This window comes from Paraburkholderia sp. ZP32-5 (genome assembly GCF_021390495.1).
Lineage (GTDB): Bacteria > Pseudomonadota > Gammaproteobacteria > Burkholderiales > Burkholderiaceae > Paraburkholderia.
Genome location: NZ_JAJEJP010000001.1, coordinates 3415939 through 3437012, shown reverse-complemented (window position 1 = coordinate 3437012; position 21074 = coordinate 3415939). Strand labels below are relative to the sequence as shown.

Here is a 21074-nt window from a genome sequence, read left to right as displayed (position 1 = left end):
ATGCAAAAACACTCTCTGATTGCAGTGGCGGTGGCATTGCTCGCCGCGGGTTGCACGCTGGCGCCGCATTACGAGCGTCCGGCCGAGCCCACGACCGCCACCTTCCCGAGCGGCGGCGTGTACGACCAGCAGCCGGGCGGCGCGCCCGGCGCACGCAGCGCGAACGGCCAGAACGCCGTCGACATCGGCTGGCGCGAGTTCTTCGTCGATCCGCGTTTGCAGGAGCTGATCGGCATCGCGCTGAAGAACAACCGCGATCTGCGTGTGTCGGTACTGAACATGCAGGCGTCGGCGGCGCAGTACCGGATCGTGCGCGCGGGGCTCTTTCCGACGCTCGACGCCGCGGCGTCGGGAAGCCGGCAGCGCACGCCGGCCGACCTGCGGATCTCGCCGCTCAGCCCGGCGATTTCCAGCACGTATTCGGTCGGCCTGAACGCATCGTGGGAAATCGACTTCTTCGGGCGGGTTCAGAGCCTGAAGGATCAGGCGTTGGCGACCTACCTGGGTACCGCGCAGGCGCGCAAGGCGGCGGAAATCTCGCTGGTCTCGCAGGTGGCGAACCAGTACATGACTGTGCTTGAACTCGACGATCTGCTGAAGGTCACGCAGAACACGCTGAAGACGGCGCAGGAATCGTATCGGATCACCAAACTGCAGTTCGACAACGGTACCGGGTCGGAACTCGATCTGCGCCAGGCGGAAACGGTCGTCGAGACCGCGAGCGCGGATATGCAGACGCAATCGCGTTTGCGGGCCCAGGCTGTGAACGCGCTGGTGCTGCTGATCGGCGAGTCATTGCCGGCCGATCTGCCGAACGGCCTGCCGCTGAACGACCAGAACCTGCTCACGGATATTCCGGCGGGTCTGCCGGCCGACCTGCTGACGCGCCGTCCCGACATCATGGAGGCCGAGGAAAATCTGCTCGCGGCCAACGCGAACATCGGCGCGGCGCGCGCGGCGTTCTTCCCGAAGGTCACGTTGACCGGCAGCGCCGGCACGCTGAGCCCGACGCTCGGCGGCCTGTTCAAGCCCGGTTCCGCGGCCTGGAGCTTCGCGCCGTCGATCACGCTGCCGATCTTCGAAGGCGGGCAGAACATCGCCAACCTCAATCTCGCCAATATCGAGAAGAACGTGCAGATCGCTACGTATGAAAAGGCGATCCAGACGGCCTTCCGTGAAGTGGCGGACGGGCTGGCCGCGCGCGGCACGTACGACGAGCAGATCGCGGCGCTCGAACGGGACGTCGCGGCTGAGCAGCGCCGACTGGATCTGTCGACCCTCCGTTATACGAACGGTGTCGACAGTTATCTGTCGGTGCTGACCGCGCAGACCGCGTTGTACGTGGCTCAGCAGGCGCTGGTCACCGCGCGCATGGAGCGGCTGCAGAATCTGGTCACGCTGTACCAGTCGCTCGGTGGCGGCTGGATCGAGCACACCGGCGATCAGCCACGCCCCGCGGATGCGCCGGTCGACTACGGTGCGGCGAGCGCGCCGGTCGCGGCTTCGGCGGCAACGGCGGGCTAAGCTCGACGCGCGTCGCGCTGGCAGCGGCGCTTGGGTGAGGCGCTTGTTCGAGGCGGCTTGCCTTGGCGGTATGGGCAAGTGCTCGCAGCCAACCTGCAATGCGCTGATACAAACAAAAACGCCACGGCATGCCGTGGCGTTTTTTTAATGCGCTGCGTTCGGTGCGTTCGTCACGTGCCGCGCAAATTTAAATGAACCGCAACCTCAACCTCAGCGAGCCTGCCAACGCAGAACCACTCGACGCCCGCTGACAGAGCCATCACCGCTCAATGCAGATCCGCAGCCCGCAACATTTCGTTATGCTGCGGCTCGCTGCCCGAACGTCCATCGAGATCATGGCCAGCCCGGCGAATCTCGGACTTCGCCTTCTTCTCGCTTTTCACGCCGTTGAAAATCAGGTTCAACACGACCGCCGACACCGACGCGAGCAGAATCCCGCTATGCAGCAGCGGCGACAGCGCCGGCGGCAGTTGCGCGAAGAAGTGCGGCGACACGACCGGCACGAGCCCCAGGCCGATGCTCACCGCGACGATGAACAGGTTGTGGTGATTGCGCACGAAGTCCACCCGCGACAGCACCTTGATGCCGTTCGCCGCGACCATCCCGAACATCACGATGCCGGCGCCGCCGAGCACGAACGCGGGTACCGACGCGACGACCTGCGCCATCTTCGGGAACAGGCCGAGCAGCACGAGGATCACGCCGCCCATCGCGCAGACGAAGCGGCTTTTCACGCCGGTCACGCCGATCAGCCCGACGTTCTGCGAAAACGACGTGTGCGGAAACGAATTGAAGATGCCACCGATCAACGTGCCGAGGCCGTCGACGCGCAGGCCGCGCACCAGCGTCTTCTGATCGACCGGACGATCGACCATGTCGCCGACCGCGAGGAACATACCAGTCGATTCGATGAAGGTGACGAACATCACCGTGACCATCGTCGCGATCGACAGCGGATCGAAGTGCGGCAGGCCGAAGTGGAACGGCATCACGATGCCGACCCACGGCGCGTGCGTGACGCCGTCCAGGTTCACGCGGCCGAGCATCAGCGCGATCACGAAGCCGGAGACGATACCGAGCAGCACCGAGATGTTGGCGATAAAGCCTTTTGCGAACTTGTTGATCAGCAGGATCAGTGTCAGCACCAGCAGCGACAGACCCAGATAAACCGGATTGCCGTAGTCGGGATTACCGACACCGCCGGCCGCCCAGTTGATGCCGACCTCCATCAGCGAAAGCCCGATCACCGAAATCACCACGCCGATCACGACCGGCGGGAAAAAGCGCAGCAGCTTGCCGACCGCCGGCGCGAGCAGAATGCCGACCACGCCGGCCGCGATCGTCGACCCGAAGATATCGAGGATGCCGAGCGAGGGGTTGGTGCCGATCGCGACCATCGGCCCGACCGCCGCGAACGTGCAGCCCATGATGACGGGCAGCCGGATGCCGAAGATCCACAGTCCGAGCGTCTGGATCAACGTGGCGATGCCGCATGAAAACAGATCGGCGCTGATCAGGAACGCAATCTGGTCCTTCGGCAGCTTCAGCGCCGCGCCGATGATCAGCGGCACCGCGACCGCGCCGGCATACATGACCAGCACGTGCTGGATGCCGAGGGTGAGCAACTGGCCCGCGGGCAGGCGTTCATCGCACGGGTGAACCGTGTTCGCTTGCATATCGTCTCTCTCCACCATCTCGTTTTGGGATGACTCCAAGGTATCGGGGACGAAAAGCCACAACAAGACCGCTGGCGCCTATTCCGGCATTCCCGGCGACGATATACGCACGCGCATTTTGAAAGCTGGATTAAAGGTACGCGCGCGGCCGGTCCCGTATCGATCGACGGTAAGCGCTGCTGGGCGGCGATTGGCGGCGACGGGCGGCGCGCACGTGGCGGCTGCGTCGCGCGCGAGCATATGTGTGAGAATCAATGACGTGTATCACGCTTCACGCATAGTCCTGTTTTGACGCGGCTCGCGGCACGGCGGGGTTAACCCGCGAATCGGCTTCGGCGCGGCTCGACGGGCCACCCGGTGCAACTTCGTTTTTATCCCCGCTTCCGGCTTGCGTTCCTCATCTGGTCCTCATCTCCATTTCGACGTCCCAGCGCATATGAGTTTTCTCGGCATCGACCTCGGCACCGGCTCCGTGAAAGCGGCAATCGTCGACGAACAGGGCCGCGAGCAGGCGGTATCGAGCGTGGCTTATGCGCTCGATACGCCGCACGCGGGTTGGGCCGAGATCGACGTGCGCACGTGGTGGCGCGCGCTCATCGACGCCATGGCGGGTCTGCCGCGCGATTTGCGCGACGACGTGCGCGCGATCGGCCTGTCCGGACAAATGCACGGCGTCGTGTTGACCGATGCGGCGGGCGAAGCCGTGCGGCCCGCAATGCTATGGCCCGATTCGCGCGCGCTCGACCTGCTCGATGCATGGCCCGAACCGCAGCCGAATCCGGTCGCGCCTGGCATGGCGGGGCCGCTGCTGCGCTGGATCGTGCGGCATGAGCCGCAGACCGCGCGGCGCACGCGCTGGGTGCTGCAGCCGAAGGACTGGCTGCGTGTCGCGCTCGGCGGCGCGCGGGTCACGGATCCATCCGATGCCTGCGCGACCGCGCTCGCCAGTCCCGCTGGCGTGTGGAACACGGCGCTGCTCGAACGGCTCGATATTCCGCGTGAGTGGTTCGTACCATTGGCAGCGTCGTATGCGGCCTCCGGCACGCTGTCGCAGCAGGCCGCGCAAGCGCTCGGCTTGCGCGCCGGCATCGTGCTCGCGACCGGTGCGGGCGATACGCCTTGCGCGGCGCTCGGCAGCGGACTCGCACACGATGGCGACGCGTTGCTGACCACCGGCACCGGCGGACAGATCGTCGTGCTCGCCAACGACGAGCCGGCGGCGCTGAGAGGGCTGCATCGCTATCGCGCGGCGAGCGATCACTGGTACCGGATGGCGGCGATGCAAAACGTCGGTATTGCGTTGGAGCGGGTGCGCGGATGGCTGTCGTATGAATGGGCGGACGCTTATCGCGAAGCGTTTGGCGACGCGGTCAACGATGTGGCCAACAATGCCGCCAACGCGTTCGCCGCCGATAGCGCAGGCAATGCAGCTCACGCGACGCCCAACGCCTCTTCGAGCCTGACCTTCCTCCCGTACCTAAGCGGCGAGCGCACCCCGTGGCTGAACCCCCAGGCGCGCGGCGGCTGGCTCGGTCTGTCGCTCGAACACACGCGCGGCGCGATGATGCGCGCGGCGTTCGAAGGCGTCGCGTTCTCGCTGCGCGCGGGGCTCGACGCGATTCGCGCAAGCGGTGCACCGGTGAGCGCGCTGAAGCTCGCGGGCGGCGGTTCCGTCGATGCTCGCTGGCGGCAGTTGCTCGCCGATGCGCTCGACGTCGAACTGCATGCGGTCGATTGTCCGAATGCGGCGCCGCGCGGCGCGGCGATACTCGGTGGTGTTGCGTGCGGTCATTGGCGGATCTCCGACGACCTTGCCGCGCTAGCGCCGGGTGCCACGCGCGTCGCGGGTCCGCGCGGCGATGCGTCGTTGGCGCAGCGCTATGCGCGCTTTATCGATCTGTATGGCCGCGTCGAGCCGTGGTTCGGTGGCACACGCACACCACGCCGCGACGCGCGCTAGCAGCACATATCGCGGGGTCTCGTTATTGCGCGCGTCAAGCCCTGCCGGCACGCTCCAAATGAAAACGGCGGCACATCATCGACGTGCCGCCGTTTTTCATGCGCTGAGCGCGCGCACGCCGAACTACCTATCGTGCTCAATGCCGCCGCAACAAACTCCCTCCATACACGAGCGCCGACAGCACGGTGATCCAGAAGCTGGTCGGCCAGTCGGTATAGAACGCGAGCGTCAAGCCGAGCCACGCTTGCGCCAGCGCAAACAGCGCGGCCAGCACCAGACCAATGGAAAGCCGCGTGCTCAGGTTCTGCGCCGCGGCGGCCGGCCCGACCATCAGCGTGAACACCAGCAGCACGCCGACGATCTGCGTGCAGGCCGCCACCGCCAGCGCGGTGATCGCGAGAAACAGCACCGACACGCGGCGCAGCGACACGCCTTTGGCTTCAGCGAGTTCCGGCTGCAGCGACGCGAACAGCAGCGGTCGCATGATCGCCGCGAGCGCGACCAGACTGACGACCCCCAATGCGGCCAGCACGCCGAGCGTCGAGGCATTCACGCCGAGCACGTTGCCGAACAGCAGCGCGGTGACCTGCGTCGCGTACGCGGTGAAGAAGTGCAGAAACAGCAGACCGAAGCCCAGCGACAAAGAAAGGATCACGCCGATCGCGACGTCGCGGCCGGCCAGCCGTTCGCCGAGCGCGCCCATGCCGACGCCCGCCGCGAGCGTGAAGCCGATCATCCCCCAGATCGGCGAAATGCCGATCAGCACGGCGCCGGTCGCGCCGGTGAAGCCGACGTGCGACAGCGCGTGACCGGCGAAGGTCTGGCCGCGCATCACCAGAAAGTAGCCGACCACGCCGGCCAGCACCGCGACGATCCCCGACGCCGCGAATGCGTTCACCATGAAATCGTATTCAAACATCGTGCGTGTGTCCGTCGGGTGAACCGTGCTGGTGGGAGTGGCCGTGGCTGTGGCCGTGCGAGTGACTGTGCGAATGGCCGCCGTTGTCGTCGTGTTCGTGCTCGTGATCGTGCTTCTCGACCTCGACGCCGCCCGACATCACGAAGATGCGGCCATTCACGCGCATCACGTCGATCGGCGAACCATAGAGGCGCGACAGCACCGGACGTGTGATCACCTCGTCGACGGTACCGAGCGCCGCGACGCCGCTGCCGAGATACAGCACGCGATCGAGCGAATTGAGCAGCGGATTCAGTTCATGCGCGGAGAACAGCACCGCGATGCCAAGTTCGCGCTGCACGCGCCGCACCAGTTCGACGACACTCTTCTGATGATGCGGATCGAGGCTGATCAGCGGTTCGTCGAGCAGCAGCAGTTTCGGGTTGCCGAGCAGGCACTGCGCGAGCAGCAGCCGCTGACGCTCGCCGCCCGACAGCTCCGACAACGGCCGCAACGCGAGCTTGCTGGCACCGACCAGATCGAGCACCCGGTCGACATCCGCGCGGGTCGCCGCATCCGCGTGCGGCAGGCCCCAGCGATGCCCATCGGCGGCCATCGCGACGAAGTCGCGGCCGCGCACGCGGCGACCGGCCAACGCGCTGCGCGTCTGCGGCATATAACCGATCGACGGATTGCCGCGCTCGACCGCCTGTCCGAGTACGCGGATCACCCCGGCCGCGGCGGGAACGAGACCGAGCACCGAGCGCATCAGCGTGGTCTTGCCCGCGCCATTTGGCCCGAGCACGCCGATGAACTCGCCCTGGTTCACGACGAAGCTCGCCTCGCGCAGGATCGTGCGCGCGCCGAGTTCCAGCGTCACGCGCTCGAGTTCGAGCACGGGCGCGTCGCTTGACGTGGCGCTGAATGCGGCGGTGGATGCGCCTCCCGGCGCAGTTGCTGGCGCGTTGCGGCCAGTCGAAGTCATGGGGTTTTTCCTTTGGCGTTGTTCGCGCCGCTTGTGCCGTTCATGCTGCCCGCGCCATTGGCGTCGCCCGCGGCGAGCGCCTTGTCCAGTGCGTCGAGCTGCGTGAGCATCCACGTCTGATAGGTCTTGCCGGCCGGCAACGTTTCGGTGACGCTCATCGTCGGTACCTTCGATTGCTGCGCGAGTTTCAACATATGGCGCGTCAGTGCCTCGGTTGCCTGGCTGTTATAGATCAGCACGCGCACGCGCCGCTCGCGCAGATCCTGTTCGAACGCGGCGATATCGGCTGCGCTCGCTTCGGTGTCGTTCATCGTCGCGAGCTGGAAGCGCAGATTGCGCATTTGCAGACCGATTGCGTCAGACATATAGCCGAACACCGGTTCGGTCGCCGTGACCGGCACGCCCTCGTAGCGGCCGTGCAGCGCGGCGATCTTCGCGTCGATCGGCTTCAGCGAATCGAGAAACTTCGCGAGGTTCGCATCGTACGCCGACTTGTGCGCCGGATCAGCCGCGATGAGTGCATCGCTCATCGCGCGCGCGACTTTCGGCATTGTCGCCGGGTCGTACCACAGGTGCGGATTGTCGCCGCTCTTCTTGCCGGTCAGATCGGCCGCGACGATCACCGTGCGCTGCGTGCCTTTCGATGCCGCCAGCAACTTCGCCATCCACGGATCGTAGTCCGCGCCGTTGTACAGCACGAGGCTCGCGTGCTGCAGTGCGCGCGCGGTAGCCGGGCTGGCTTCGAACAGATGCGGATCCTGGTCCGGATTGCTGAGGATGCTCGTCACGTTGACGCGATCGCCGCCGAGTTGCCGTACCACGTCGCCGTAGAAATTCTCCGCGGCGACGACCGGGATTTTCGCATCGGCGGCAGTTGCTGCCTTCGCGTCGGCGGCAAACGCGCCGTGGCCGAACGCGAGCGCGGCACCCGCCAGCACCCAGGCCGGCATAGCGTTCGACAGCTTCAGCGCGCGCCGCGCCCGGTTCAACATCGAGCCGATTCTTTTCATCGTTGTTTCCTGCTGCGTGAGAGTTGAATGAGCCACCGGCGGTGGCGGTAACGGGTATGACTGGCGCTCAGCGGGGTGTCGCGCGCTTCATCGCGCGGGCTCGCCGGCGGCGCCGTCTGTATGTGGCGGGCCGTCAGCGGCATCGGGCCTGAGCGCGCGGGCACACAGCGCGCACAGCCCGCTCAGTTCGATCACCTGACGATGCACTTCGAAGCCATTCGCCGGCGCGCTATGCGACAGCTGGTCGGCGAGTTCGTCGCCGGGAATCTCGACGGTCGCGCCGCAGCGATCACACATCAGGAACTGCCCGCGATGCGGCACGCCGACATCGCAGCACGCGAAGAACGCATTTTTCGATTCGATCCGATGCACGAAGCCGTGCGCGACCAGGAAGTCGAGCGCGCGGTAGACGGTGGTCGGCGGCATGCGGCCGCGCTCGGGTTCTAGCGCGTCGAGCAGCTCGTATGCGCCGATCGGCCGTTCGCTCGCGACGATCGCCGCGTACACCTGGCGACGCAGCGGCGTCAGCGTGAGCTTGTGCGACGCCGCGTGCGCTTCGGCGCGCGCGAGCCGCACGGCTTGCTGTTGCGCGAGCGAGGTAGTCATCGGCATCGATCTCCTGACGGGGCGGGCGACGAGCGCTCAAACGCAGCGCCAGGGCAAGCAAAGGCGGCGCGCGGCTCGAAGCATGAGCCGCGAATGATATAACGTATCGCGATTTTTTGTCAGTGCCACGGTGTTGTAGGCGTAACGATTGCTCCTGCCGCGCTGCACCATCGAAATCTGCCGTCGCGCCTTGACACGGCCCAGTCCGTATCCGATCATTCGATCACAAACAGAGCAATTGATCGCGTGATGGGCGTTCGCTCACTACGCGGCGAAAATGCAAAACGAACCGGAGACAGCCAGTGGCGGCACGATTGCAGGACAAGGTGGCCATTCTGACGGGCGCGGCCAGCGGTATCGGTGAAGCGGTGGCGCGGCGCTATCTCGACGAAGGTGCGCGCTGCGTGCTGGTCGACGTGAAGCCGGTCGACAGCATCGGCGAGTCCCTGCATGCCACCTATGGCGAGCGCGTGCTCGCCGTCAGCGCCGACGTTCGCCGCCGCGAGGACATCGAGCGCATCGTGACGAGCACGCTCGGCTGCTTCGGCCGCATCGACATCCTGTTCAACAACGCGGCGCTATTCGACATGCGCCCGCTCCTCGACGAATCCTGGGACGTGTTCGACCGCCTGTTCGCGGTCAACGTGAAGGGCATGTTCTTCCTGATGCAGGCCGTCGCGCGGCAGATGGTCGAGCAGGGCCACGGCGGCAAGATCATCAATATGTCGTCGCAGGCCGGCCGGCGCGGCGAGGCGCTGGTCTCGCACTACTGCGCGACCAAGGCCGCCGTGCTGAGCTACACGCAGTCCGCGGCGCTCGCGCTCGCGCCGCATAAGATCAACGTGAACGGCATCGCGCCGGGTGTCGTCGATACGCCGATGTGGGCCGAGGTCGACGCACTGTTCGCGCGCTACGAGAACCGGCCGCTCGGCGAGAAGAAGCGGCTCGTCGGCGAGGCGGTGCCGCTCGGCCGCATGGGCCTGCCCGACGACCTGACCGGCGCGGCGCTGTTTCTCGCGTCGGCCGACGCCGACTACATCACCGCGCAGACGCTGAACGTCGACGGCGGCAACTGGATGAGCTGAAAAAGCGAACTGCAAAACGAAGCTGAAAGCAGGCACCTCGCCTGCTACCCGATGGCGCGTCATTCCGAACAACGAACGCAGCACGACATAACGCACGAGAAAGGAGACAACGATGAAACCAGCTTTCAAATTCGCGCTGAAGGCGGCCGGTGCCGGCGCGGCGGCATGCTTCGCGCTAAGCGCATCGGCGGCGACGGTGACGATCGCGACGCTGAACAATCCGGACATGATCGAGCTGAAGAAGCTGTCGCCCGCCTTCGAAAAGGCGAATCCGGATATCAAGCTGAACTGGGTGATTCTCGAGGAAAACGTGCTGCGTCAGCGTGCGACCACCGACATCACGACCGGCAGCGGCCAGTTCGACGTGATGACGATCGGCGCCTATGAAACGCCGCAATGGGGCAAGCGCGGCTGGCTTGCGCCGCTGACGAACCTGCCCGCCGACTACGATCTGAACGACGTCGTGAAGACGGCCCGCGACGGCCTGTCCGCGAACGGCCAGCTGTACGCGCTGCCGTTCTACGTCGAAAGCTCGATGACCTACTACCGCAAGGATCTGTTCGACAAGGCCGGCCTGAAGATGCCCGACCAGCCGACCTACGACCAGATCGCGCAATTCGCCGACAAGCTCACCGACAAGTCCAAGGAGCAGTACGGCATCTGTCTGCGCGGCAAGGCGGGCTGGGGCGAGAACATGGCCTACGCGACGACGGTCGCGAACACGTTCGGCGGCCGCTGGTTCGACGAGAAATGGAATGCGCAACTGACCTCGCCGGAATGGAAGAAAGCGATGACGTTCTACGTCAATCTGCTGAAGAAGGACGGCCCTCCAGGAGCCAGTTCGAACGGCTTCAACGAAAACCTGACGCTGATGTCGTCGGGCAAGTGCGCGATGTGGATCGACGCGACCGTCGCGGCCGGCATGCTGTACAACAAGCAGCAGTCGCAGATCGCCGACAAGGTCGGCTTTGCCGCGGCGCCGACCGAAGTCACGCCGAAGGGTTCGCACTGGCTGTGGGCGTGGGCGCTGGCGATTCCGAAGTCGTCGAAGCAGGCCGATGCGGCGAAGAAGTTCATCACTTGGGCGACCTCGAAGGAGTACATCGAGCTGGTCGCGAAGGATGAAGGCTGGGCGTCGGTGCCTCCCGGCACGCGTCAATCCACCTACGCGCGCCCCGAGTACAAGCAGGCCGCGCCGTTCGGCGACTTCGTGCTGAAGGCGATCCAGACCGCCGACCCGGATCATCCGACGCTGAAGCCGGTGCCTTATACCGGCGTGCAGTTCGTCGGCATCCCTGAGTTCCAGTCGTTCGGCACGGTGGTCGGGCAGAGCATCTCCGGTGCGATCGCCGGGCAGATGACGGTCGACCAGGCGCTCGCGGCCGGCAACGCGGCGGCTGATCGCGCGGTTAAGCAGGCCGGCTATCAGAAGTAGCCGCGAAGTAACCGAGAAGTAAGCGCGACGTTGCCTGGGCATAACCGCGAAGTCACCGCCGGGCAGGCGGAAACCAGGCGCAAGCCGGGCGGAAAACCAGGCGACGAGCAACGCGGCAGACCAGCGCCGCGAACGAACGCGGGAAGTCACGCGTGAGCCAGCCCGACGCGCAGCGACGGCGACCACTCGACACTTCCCGCGGCAGCCCCGCCGCATCGCATCGTCGATGCGGCACGCGCCGGCCGATGCGCATCGAGCGATGCGCGCCGGTCGGCTCACGCGGCAGAGCGGGCCATTCGCCATTCACGAGCGCCGCGCATCGTGTGTCAGGTCATCGCACCTCGTGCACGAGCGCGCGCGTTTCCGGTGAACGCTCCGCGCATTACCGAACAGGTGGTTCATCATGCGTCCCTTGCGCCTACCTCTGATGCAAACCCATCCCCAGACAGAAAAAGAACGCGAAGAGCGCAGGGCCAATTCGGCCCGCTGGCTCGTCATGCCGTCGGTCGGCGTGCTGGTGCTGTGGATGGTGATTCCGCTCGCGATGACGATCTGGTTTTCGTTCACGCGTTACAACCTGCTGAATCCCGATCTGCACGGCTTCGCCGGCCTCGACAACTACCGCTATCTGGCCACCGATCCATCGTTCTGGCCGTCGATCGTTCATACGATCGAGCTGATCGTGTCGGTGCTGGTGATCACGGTGGGTGGCGGCGTGCTGATGGCGGTGCTGTTCGACCGCAAGTTCTATGGGCAGGGCGTCGCGCGGCTGCTGGCGATCGCGCCGTTCTTCGTGATGCCGACCGTCAGCGCGCTGATCTGGAAGAACATGATCCTGCACCCGGTGTACGGCCTGATCGCGGATGGCATGCGCGGGCTGGGTCTGCAGCCGATCGACTGGTTCGCCGACTATCCGCTGACCTCGGTGATCATGATCGTCGCGTGGCAGTGGCTGCCGTTCGCGTTCCTGATTCTGTTCACGGCGATCCAGTCGCTCGATCAGGAGCAGAAGGAAGCCGCGAAGATCGACGGCGCGGGTCCGTTCTCGATGTTCTTCTACATCACGCTGCCGCACCTGCGGCGCGCGATCGCGGTCGTCGTGATGATGGAGACGATTTTCCTGCTGTCGATCTTCGCCGAGATCTACACGACCACGGGCGGCGGTCCGGGCAACGCGACCACCAACCTGTCGTACCTGATCTTCTCGCTGGGCCTGCAGCAGTTCGACGTCGGTCTCGCATCGGCGGGCGGCATTCTCGCGGTCGTGCTGGCCAACATCGTGTCGTTCTTCCTCGTGCGGATGCTCGCGAAGAACCTGAAAGGGGAGTACGAAAAATGAGCCACGTTGCCTCTACCCCTGCGTCGACGACGCAGCCCATCACAGTGCCGGCTAAATCGCCGTTCGAGCCGGTGCTGCGCGCGATTCCCGGCGTGATCGCATGGCTCGTCGCGCTGCTGCTGTTCTTCCCGATCTTCTGGATGACGATCACCGCGTTCAAGACCGAGCAGCAGGCCTATTCGTCGTCGCTGTTTTTCATGCCGACGCTCGATAGCTTCCGCGAGGTGTTCGCGCGCAGCAACTACTTTGCGTTCGCGTGGAATTCGGTGCTGATCTCGGTCGGCGTGACGCTGCTGTGCCTGTTTCTGGCGGTGCCGGCCGCGTACGCGATGGCGTTCTTCCCGACGCGCCGCACGCAGAAAGTGCTGCTGTGGATGCTGTCGACCAAGATGATGCCGTCGGTCGGCGTGCTGGTGCCGATCTATCTGCTGTGGAAGAACAGCGGCCTGCTCGATACGGTGTCGGGTCTCGTCATCGTGTACACGCTGATCAATCTGCCGATCGCGGTGTGGATGGCGTTCACGTACTTTGCCGAGATTCCGCGCGACATTCTCGAGGCCGGGCGCATCGACGGCGCTGCGACGTGGCAGGAGATCGTCTATCTGCTGATGCCGATGTCGCTGCCGGGGCTCGCGTCGACCGCGCTGCTGCTGGTGATCCTGTCGTGGAACGAGGCGTTCTGGAGCATCAACCTGTCGAGCTCGAACGCCGCGCCGCTGACCGTGTTCATCGCGTCGTATTCGAGCCCTGAAGGATTGTTCTGGGCCAAGCTGTCGGCCGCTTCGCTGCTGGCGGTCGCGCCGATCCTGATCGTCGGCTGGCTGTCGCAGAAGCAACTGGTGCGCGGCCTCACGTTCGGGGCGGTCAAATGACGCCAGGCGCGGCGGGGATGGCTGGGGTAGCGCCCGCGAGCCGGCTCGCGCTGATCTGCGATTGCGACGGCGTGCTGATCGACAGCGAAGCGGTGGCCGCGCGTATGCTGGTGCACGAACTCGAGACACGCTGGCCCGGCACCGACGTCGAGCCGGTCGTGCTGCCGCTGCTAGGCCTGCGTATCGAGCGCGTGTTGCAGGACACTGCGACGCAGCTCGGCAAGCAGCTCGGCGCCGGCGATATCGATGCGATTCGCCGTGCGGTCGAAGCGGCGGCGATCGAGGCACCGGCAGTCGACGGCATCGAGCTGGCGCTGACCCAGGTGCCGCTCGTCAAAGGGTGCGCGAGCAACAGCTTTCGCCCGTATGTGGAGAGCGTGCTGGCGCGCACGGGTCTCGCGCGGTTTTTCGGCGAGCGTCTGTTCTGCGCGGATGCGGTGCCGAATCCGAAGCCCGCGCCGGACGTGTATCTCGCGGCGGCACGTGGCTTGGGTCTGGCGCCGGGCGCGTGCCTCGTGGTCGAGGACAGCGTGACCGGCGTCACCGCGGCGGCGGCCGCGGGCATGACGGTGCTCGGTTTTATCGGCGGCGGTCATGCGAGCGATGCGCAGATCGATCGCCTGCACGCGGCCGGCGCTCGCTACGTATTCGACGATATGGGGCAGTTGCCGGATCTGGTCGCGCAATGGACATTGAGCGCGACGGCGGCGGCGCCGTGATCAGCAACATAAGCGGCAAGCTACAACAGGTAACACGCGGCACGCAGTATCGAACAGCATCACTCGGAGACACATCATGGCAAGCCTAACCTTGCGCAACATCAGAAAGGCCTACGACGACAACGAAGTGATGCGCGACATCAATCTCGACATCGCGGATGGCGAGTTCGTCGTGTTCGTCGGGCCGAGCGGTTGCGGAAAATCGACGCTGATGCGGATGATCGCGGGTCTGGAGGACATCAGCGCCGGCGATCTGAATATCGACGGCGTGCGCATGAACGACGTGCCGCCGGCCAAGCGCGGCATCGCGATGGTGTTCCAGTCGTACGCGCTGTATCCGCACATGACGCTGTACGACAACATGGCGTTCGGCCTGAAACTCGCGGGTGCGAAGAAGCCGGAGATCGACGCGGCGGTGCGCAACGCGGCAAAGATTTTGCATATCGACCATCTGCTCGATCGCAAGCCGAAGCAGCTGTCAGGCGGTCAGCGCCAGCGCGTCGCGATCGGCCGCGCGATCACGCGCAAGCCGAAGGTGTTCCTGTTCGATGAACCGCTGTCGAATCTCGATGCCGCGCTGCGCGTGAAGATGCGCCTCGAATTCGCGCGTCTGCACGACGAACTGAAGACGACGATGATCTACGTGACGCACGACCAGGTCGAGGCGATGACGCTCGCCGACAAGATCGTCGTGTTGTCGGCGGGCAATCTGGAGCAGGTCGGCACGCCGACGATGCTGTATCACGCGCCCGCGAACCGCTTCGTCGCGGGCTTTATCGGCTCGCCGAAGATGAACTTCATGGAAGGCACCGTGCAGTCGGTATCGCACGACGGCGTCACGGTGCGCTATGAAACCGGCGAGACGCAGCGCGTCGGCGTCGAGCCCGGCAACGCGAAGCAGGGCGACAAGGTGACGGTCGGCATTCGCCCCGAGCATCTGCACGTCAGCACGAACGAAGACGGTATCGATGCGCGCACGATGACGGTCGAATCGCTTGGGGATGCCGCGTATCTGTACGCGGAATCGAGCGTCGCGCCCGATGGCCTGATTGCGCGGATCCCGCCGCTCGAACGGCATGCGAAGGGCAACGTGCAGAAGCTCGGCGCGACGCCCGAGCATTGCCATCTGTTCGACAGCGATGGGAAGGCGTTTCAGCGGAAGATCGTCGAGGTGCTGGCGGCGTGAGCAGCGGATAAAGGAAAGCGGCGCATGCGCCGCTTTGCCGAACTGAACGACTCAATGCGACTGCGCCGGCGCATCACGCTATGCCTCCAACGCCGCCCGCGCGCACACCTCATCGGTCACAAGCCCCGACAACCACCCACCTTTAAGCACCGCGATCAACGCCTCCCGCTTGCGCTGCCCACCGGCGAACCCGATCGTCGGGCGGCGCGGCGGCGCATCGAGTGCAATGCTCGTCACGCGCCGGCCGGTCGGCGATTCGACGGGCGCGCCGGCCGCATCGATCGGCAGACCGAGCATTTCGGCGATCGCGCCGTTTTCCACCAGCTCGTTCACTTCGTTTTCGGTGATGAAGCCGTCTTCGTGCAACGGACAGGTCATGCCGATATTGCCGATGCCGACGAACGCGACATCCGCCTGCGCGGACAGCGACTCGACAATCCGGTAGAGGCGATGGTTGCACCACTGCGCGCGCTCGGCCTCGCTATCGGCGAGCAGCGGCGCGGGCAACAGAAAATGCTTGCCGCCGGTCTTCTCGGAAATATGCAGCGCGACGTCGTAGCGGTTCGACGAGCCGTCCTGCGCGATCGCGCCGACCATCGAGACCAGCCGATGCTGCGGACGATCGAGCTGGGCGATCTGATCGACCGCGGCCTTCAGCGTGCGGCCGCTGCTGACCGCGACGACCATCGGCTTTTCCTCGATCAGATAGCGCTCCATCACCTGCGCGCCGGCCACCGCGAGTTTGCGATCGAGTTGTTCGGGAGTGTCGCCGTCGATCGGCACGATTTCGCACATGGAGAGGCCATAACGCTTCGACAATTGATCGGCGAGCGACAGGCAATCGGCGAGCTTGTGATCGACGCGCACGCGGATCAGGTTCTTTTCAACCGCGAATGCGACGAGCCGCTGCGCGACCGGCCGCGACACCTGCAGCTTTTCGGCGATTTCGTTTTGCGTATTGCCCGCCACGTAGTAAAGCCACGCGGCGCGCGTGGCGAGATCGAGTTTTTCTGTTGACCTAGGCACGATGACGGTTCGCTCGAGTTTTACTTGATGTGTGCCGATGAAAGCGGCTGGCAGGTGCGCGAGCACAGGCCAGCCACGCTTGTGCGCTCAGGCGAGCGGCGTGCGCGCGGGATCGAACAGCGGCCGTACATGGCGATACAGCGCGCGATACGCTTCGAGCCGCGTGCGCAGTTCCGCGTGGCGGCGCGGATTCGGCGTGAACTCCTTTTCGACGGGCGGCTTGGTCAGCACCGTGGCCGGATCGCCACCCGCGGCGAGCCAGCCGAGCCGCGCGGCACCGAGCGCCGCGCCGGTCTCGCCGCCGCCGTGTTTGACCGTGGTCGTATCGAGTGCATCGGCGAGCAGTTGCGCCCAGTAATCGCTGCGTGCGCCGCCGCCGAGCAGCGACAGCACCTTGGCCTCGGTGCCGGCCGCGCGCAGTGCATCGAGCCCGTCGGTGAGCGCGAGCGTCACGCCTTCGAGCACCGCATAGCCGAGCAGCGCGCGATCGGTCGCGTGGTTCATGCCGAAGAACACGCCTTGCGCGTACGGGTCGTTATGCGGCGTCCGTTCGCCCGACAGATACGGCAAAAAGAGCGGCGCGGTCGCGAGCGCATCGGCGGGCAGTGCATCGATTTCGGCGAGCAGCGTCGGCTCGTCGGTGGACGTCAGCTTGCAGACCCAGCGCAGACAGCTTGCCGCCGACAGCACCACGCTCATCTGATGCCAGCGATCCGGAATCGCATGACAGAACGCGTGCACGGCCGAGGCCGGATTCGGCCGGAAGCTGTCGCCGACCACGCACAGCACGCCCGACGTGCCGAGCGACACGAAGCCGTCGCCCGGCTGCGTCGCGCCGATGCCGATCGCGCTGGTCGCGTTGTCGCCGCCGCCGGCCGCGACGATCACGTCCTCGCTCAGGCCGAATTCGCGTGCGAGCGCGGGCAGCAGCGTGCCGGCCGGTGCGCTGCCCTCGCGCAGCGCGGGCATCTGCGCGCGCGTCATGTTGCAGGCGGCCAGCAGCGCGTCGGACCAGTCGCGCTTCGCGACATCGAGCCACAGCGTGCCGGCCGCATCCGATGGATCGGACACCTTGCCGCCGGTCAGTTGCAGGCGCAAATAATCTTTCGGCAGCAGCACGCAGGCGGTGCGCGCAAAGATATCCGGTTCGTGACGAGCAACCCATAGCAGCTTCGGCGCGGTGAAACCGGGCATCGCCAGATTGCCGGCAACGCTGTGCAACTCCGGCGCGCGCTCGGTCAGCTCCGCGCATTCCTTGTCGCTGCGCATGTCGTTCCACAGGATCGCTGGCCGCAGCACGCGGTCCTGTGCATCGAGCAGTACCGCGCCGTGCATCTGCCCGGACAGGCCGATGCCGCGAATCTGCGCGAATTCGTCCGGGTGACGCGCGCGCAATGCGGCGAGCGCCTCGCGCGTGCCCGCCCACCAGTCCTCGGGATTCTGCTCGGCCCAGCGCTGATGCGGCCGCGAAACGGTAAACGGAGAGCCCGCGGTGCCGATCACGCGTCCGTCGGAAGCGAGCAGCAGAACTTTTACTTCGGACGTGCCGAGGTCGATGCCTAAGTACATGGGCGCGAAACCTTCGTCGTTGGGGATGCGCTACTTTAGCCGCACATCGCGGGCGCTGTCATGAGCATTAAGCCTGGCAGCACGTGTGAATCAAATCGACCCGACGCGGATCAAAGTGGAGTCCGTCAGCGGTTCAGGCCGCGCCGCGTTTCGCGAGCCATGCGTCGACTCGCGCGAGCGCGCCGGCGAGCGCTGCTTCGAGTTCGGGCGTTTGCGCCATGCGGCCCCACAGCAGTTTGTCGGCGGCGAATGCGCGCAGCGGATCGGGCGCGGTGAAAAAGCCGTGCGCGACGCGCTCGTCCATCACGCCGTCCTGATACGCATACGGCAGCTTGCCGGTGTGCCAGCGTTCGAGAAAGCGGAAGAACAGCGCGGGCAGCACCGCGGTCGCAGCCGGCGTGACGCCGCGCTCGAAGCACTCGGCGAGCGTCGGCGCGATGAAGCCGGGCAGTTTCGAAAAGCCGTCGGCGGCGACACGCTGATTCGTATCGAGGATATGCGGATTGCTGAAGCGCTCGAGCACCACGTCGCGATAACGTTCGAGATCGAGCGGACTCGGGCTCAGACACGGAATCACGTCCTCGGTCACGTAGTCGTACGCGAACTGGCGGATGTCGTCATCGAGTGTGCCTTCGTGGATGTAGTTCAGGCCCACCAGCGTGCCCGCCCACGCGATGCAGCTATGCGGCGCGTTCAGGATGCGGATTTTCGCTTCCTCATAGGGCAGCACCGACTCGACCATTTCCGCGCCGGCCTTCTCCCAGGCCGGCCGTCCGGCGACGAAACGGTCTTCGATGACCCACTGGATGAAGGCCTCGCCCATCACCGGGCTCGCGTCGTCGACGCCGGTTGCGGCCTTCACGCGCTCGCGCACATCGGGCGTCGGACGCGGCGTAATGCGATCGACCATCGAGCATGGGCACGACGTGTTGGCGTCGAACCATTGCGCGAGATCCTTCGCGCCGCGTCGCTGCAGAAACTCGCTCATTCCCGCGTGAAAGCGCTCGCCGTTACTGCGCAGGTTGTCGCAGGTCTGCAGCGTGACGGCGCCCGCGCCGCGTTTCATGCGTGCATCGAGAATCGCCGCGAGCGCGCCGTAGATCGTCGTATGGCCGCCGGCGAGATCGGCGGCGAGGTCCGGGTTCGCGAGGTCGAGCCGGTCGTGCTCGTCGAGGTAATAGCCGCCTTCGGTCACCGTGAACGCGATGATCTTGCAGGCCGGATCGGCGCCGGCCTCGATCAGCCCGTCGAGGCTTTCGCTCCACGGCAGCACGCGCTCGATCGAGCGGATCGTCTCGTATGCGCGCTCGCCTTTCGGCGTCACGGTTTCGAGCGTATAGACGCCGTTCTGCGCGGCGAGCGCGTCGAGCACCGCGTTCATGTCGCCACGGATATTGCCGACCGTCAGCGACCAGTGCGGCTCGCCCGCGGCTTTCGCTTCGTTGAGCCGATGCAGATACCACGCCTGATGCGCGCGATGAAACGACCCCGCGCCGATATGCAGGATCACGTGTGCGGCCGCGCCGCTGCCTTGCCCGCTGTTCATGTACGTCTCCGTGGTTCCAATCTTCCGCGGCTCGAAGCGCGCGTTATACAGGGTAGAGCATTTGCTCTGCATGTGAGCGAATGATCGTACCCGCTGGAGCGAAAGTCAAGGCGACGGCGCGGAGTTTTCGTGACGCGGCGCGGCATCGCGCGAGCGGGTGCCGGCGTGCTATCGCGAGACGCCGCAACGTACGCATCCCGAAGCGGCACGAAGGGCTCGATGCCCGGTTTTGCATTGCATCAAATTTGACTTCGCCGGCCTCAGGACTAACCCGAATGCAAAAAAGTATCGATCCGCGGTCTCTTTTCGAGTGGTGGCCGGCGCGTTTGGCGGTTACTTTTCGCTGTACAAGATCAAGTCTGGCGGCGCGCGTATCGGTCATAAGTCATCGGCCAGCACGCGAACCGCCTCATGGAGGCAGACAGTGGAACCTGATCTCGAAATCGTGGCGGTACGCCACGACGAATCGTTCAAGGTGTGGTCGCATGGCTACCCGTATCGCACGGTGCGCTGGCACTTTCACCCCGAATACGAGATTCATCTGATCGTCGCGACCACCGGCAAGATGTTCGTCGGCGATCACATCGGCAGCTTCGCGCCCGGCAACCTGGTGCTGATGGGCCCGAACCTGCCGCACAACTGGGTCAGCGACGTGCCCGAGGGCGAGAGCGTCGCGCAACGCAATCTGGTCGTGCAATTCGGTCAGGAGTTCGTGTCGAACTGCTTCGACAGCTTTCCGGAGTGGCGTCAGGTCGATGCGTTGCTCGCCGACTCGCGCCGCGGATTGTCGTTCGGCTCGCAGACCTCCGCGCGGATCCAGCCGCTCTTTCTCGAACTGCTCGCGGCGCGCGGACTGCGCCGCCTCGTGCTATTCATGTCGATGCTCGAGATCCTGATGAACGCGCAGGATCGCGACACGCTCGCGAGCCCCGCGTACCAGGCCGATCCGACCAGCTTCTCGGCGACGCGCATCAATCATGTGCTCGCGTATATCGGCAAGAACCTCGCCAACGAGTTGCGCGAATCCGAACTCGCGCAACTGGCCGGACAGAGCGTCAGCGCGTTTTCGCGTTATTTCCGCCGCCACACCGGGCTGCCGTTCGTGCAGTACGTGAACCGGATGCGCATCAATCTCGCGTGCCAGTTGCTGACCGACGACGCGCTGAGCGTGACCGACATCTGCTTCAAGGCGGGTTTCAACAACCTGTCGAATTTCAACCGGCAGTTTCTCGCGGTGAAGGGTATGGCGCCGTCGACATTCCGCCGCTACCAGCAACTGAACGATGCAAGCCGCGATGCTTCCGAGGAGGCGGCCGCACATGGCAGGGGCATCGACAACGCGCCATCGATTGTGCTGGCGCCGGGATTGCCGCGTAGCGGCGTCGCTTATCCGCTCACTTAGCCGGGTTATGTAGTCCGCTGATCGAGTCCACTCGCGTTTCAACACGCATCGCGCCGTGCGCACACGGCGCGACGGGCGTGCTCACTTCAAAAAAAGGAGACAACCATGAAGAAGGAATCCGCTTTTCTGCCTTGTTTTCAGCCTGGCTCTCAGTCTGCTTTTGATCCCGCTTGCCAGTTCGCGTTGAAGTCCTCCCGACAGCCGGCTTCACCGCGCACGTTCGCGCGCCACGCCGC

General features: G+C 65.3%; 17 protein-coding genes. 9 read left to right on the top strand and 8 right to left on the bottom strand.

Features of this window, described 5'->3' with window-relative positions; genetic code table 11:
• Positions 1 to 1524 carry an efflux transporter outer membrane subunit gene (locus L0U82_RS14825; protein ID WP_233831928.1) on the top strand — a complete coding sequence of 508 codons (1524 nt, stop codon included), beginning with the start codon at positions 1 to 3 and terminating at the stop codon, positions 1522 to 1524.
• Positions 1525 to 1790: 266 nt separating this feature from the next.
• Here the strand turns inward: L0U82_RS14825 and L0U82_RS14820 are convergent, their stop codons facing one another.
• Positions 1791 to 3200 carry a nucleobase:cation symporter-2 family protein gene (locus L0U82_RS14820; RefSeq protein WP_233831927.1) on the bottom strand — a complete coding sequence of 470 codons (1410 nt, stop codon included), beginning with the start codon at positions 3198 to 3200 and terminating at the stop codon, positions 1791 to 1793.
• A 436-nt stretch (positions 3201 to 3636) separates the two neighbouring features.
• On the opposite strand from L0U82_RS14820, the gene L0U82_RS14815 reads away from it, so the two are divergent.
• Positions 3637 to 5160, top strand: coding sequence for a xylulokinase (locus L0U82_RS14815; protein WP_233831926.1), 1524 nt, complete (start codon positions 3637 to 3639; stop codon positions 5158 to 5160).
• A 136-nt stretch (positions 5161 to 5296) separates the two neighbouring features.
• Here the strand turns inward: L0U82_RS14815 and L0U82_RS14810 are convergent, their stop codons facing one another.
• The 4 genes from L0U82_RS14810 to L0U82_RS14795 form a co-directional block, all read right to left on the bottom strand.
• Positions 5297 to 6079 (bottom strand): metal ABC transporter permease, encoded by a 783-nt coding sequence (locus tag L0U82_RS14810; RefSeq protein WP_233831925.1) that lies wholly within the window; start codon positions 6077 to 6079, stop codon positions 5297 to 5299.
• The gene (locus L0U82_RS14805; RefSeq protein ID WP_233831924.1) at positions 6072 to 7043 is read right to left on the bottom strand and encodes an ABC transporter ATP-binding protein; all 972 of its coding nucleotides are present in this window, start codon (positions 7041 to 7043) and stop codon (positions 6072 to 6074) included. The genes L0U82_RS14810 and L0U82_RS14805 overlap by 8 nt, the downstream gene beginning before the upstream one ends.
• Positions 7040 to 8053: a metal ABC transporter solute-binding protein gene (locus L0U82_RS14800; protein ID WP_233831922.1), complete on the bottom strand. Its 1014-nt coding sequence runs from the start codon at positions 8051 to 8053 to the stop codon at positions 7040 to 7042. The genes L0U82_RS14805 and L0U82_RS14800 overlap by 4 nt, the downstream gene beginning before the upstream one ends.
• Positions 8054 to 8140: 87 nt before the next feature.
• Positions 8141 to 8659 carry a Fur family transcriptional regulator gene (locus tag L0U82_RS14795; protein WP_233831921.1) on the bottom strand — a complete coding sequence of 173 codons (519 nt, stop codon included), beginning with the start codon at positions 8657 to 8659 and terminating at the stop codon, positions 8141 to 8143.
• Positions 8660 to 8961: 302 nt separating this feature from the next.
• Here L0U82_RS14795 and L0U82_RS14790 point away from each other — a divergent pair, with 302 nt between their 5' ends.
• The 6 genes from L0U82_RS14790 (at position 8962) to L0U82_RS14765 (ending at position 15295) form a co-directional block, all read left to right on the top strand.
• The gene (locus L0U82_RS14790; RefSeq protein ID WP_233831920.1) at positions 8962 to 9744 is read left to right on the top strand and encodes an L-iditol 2-dehydrogenase; all 783 of its coding nucleotides are present in this window, start codon (positions 8962 to 8964) and stop codon (positions 9742 to 9744) included.
• Positions 9745 to 9856: 112 nt separating this feature from the next.
• Positions 9857 to 11179, top strand: coding sequence for an ABC transporter substrate-binding protein (locus tag L0U82_RS14785; RefSeq protein WP_233831919.1), 1323 nt, complete (start codon positions 9857 to 9859; stop codon positions 11177 to 11179).
• Positions 11180 to 11582: 403 nt separating this feature from the next.
• Positions 11583 to 12518 carry a carbohydrate ABC transporter permease gene (locus tag L0U82_RS14780; RefSeq protein ID WP_233831918.1) on the top strand — a complete coding sequence of 312 codons (936 nt, stop codon included), beginning with the start codon at positions 11583 to 11585 and terminating at the stop codon, positions 12516 to 12518.
• Positions 12515 to 13390, top strand: a complete 876-nt coding sequence (locus tag L0U82_RS14775; protein WP_233831917.1) for a carbohydrate ABC transporter permease — start codon at positions 12515 to 12517, stop codon at positions 13388 to 13390. The genes L0U82_RS14780 and L0U82_RS14775 overlap by 4 nt, the downstream gene beginning before the upstream one ends.
• A gap of 17 nt (positions 13391 to 13407) precedes the next feature.
• On the top strand, positions 13408 to 14109 hold the full coding sequence (locus L0U82_RS14770) for an HAD family hydrolase (RefSeq protein WP_233831916.1): 702 nt from the start codon (positions 13408 to 13410) through the stop codon (positions 14107 to 14109).
• A gap of 76 nt (positions 14110 to 14185) precedes the next feature.
• The gene (locus tag L0U82_RS14765) at positions 14186 to 15295 is read left to right on the top strand and encodes an ABC transporter ATP-binding protein (RefSeq protein WP_233831915.1); all 1110 of its coding nucleotides are present in this window, start codon (positions 14186 to 14188) and stop codon (positions 15293 to 15295) included.
• Positions 15296 to 15373: 78 nt separating this feature from the next.
• On the opposite strand, the gene L0U82_RS14760 is transcribed toward L0U82_RS14765, so the two are convergent.
• The 3 genes from L0U82_RS14760 to dalD all read right to left on the bottom strand — a co-directional run bounded on the left by L0U82_RS14760 (position 15374) and on the right by dalD (position 19436).
• The gene (locus L0U82_RS14760) at positions 15374 to 16321 is read right to left on the bottom strand and encodes a sugar-binding transcriptional regulator (protein ID WP_233831914.1); all 948 of its coding nucleotides are present in this window, start codon (positions 16319 to 16321) and stop codon (positions 15374 to 15376) included.
• Between the two features lie 87 nt (positions 16322 to 16408).
• Positions 16409 to 17890: a xylulokinase gene (xylB, locus tag L0U82_RS14755; protein ID WP_233831913.1), complete on the bottom strand. Its 1482-nt coding sequence runs from the start codon at positions 17888 to 17890 to the stop codon at positions 16409 to 16411.
• Positions 17891 to 18023: 133 nt separating this feature from the next.
• The gene (gene dalD, locus L0U82_RS14750; RefSeq protein WP_233831912.1) at positions 18024 to 19436 is read right to left on the bottom strand and encodes a D-arabinitol 4-dehydrogenase; all 1413 of its coding nucleotides are present in this window, start codon (positions 19434 to 19436) and stop codon (positions 18024 to 18026) included.
• A 424-nt stretch (positions 19437 to 19860) separates the two neighbouring features.
• On the opposite strand from dalD, the gene L0U82_RS14745 reads away from it, so the two are divergent.
• On the top strand, positions 19861 to 20838 hold the full coding sequence (locus L0U82_RS14745) for an AraC family transcriptional regulator (RefSeq protein WP_233831911.1): 978 nt from the start codon (positions 19861 to 19863) through the stop codon (positions 20836 to 20838).
• The last annotated feature ends 236 nt before the right edge of the window (positions 20839 to 21074 follow it).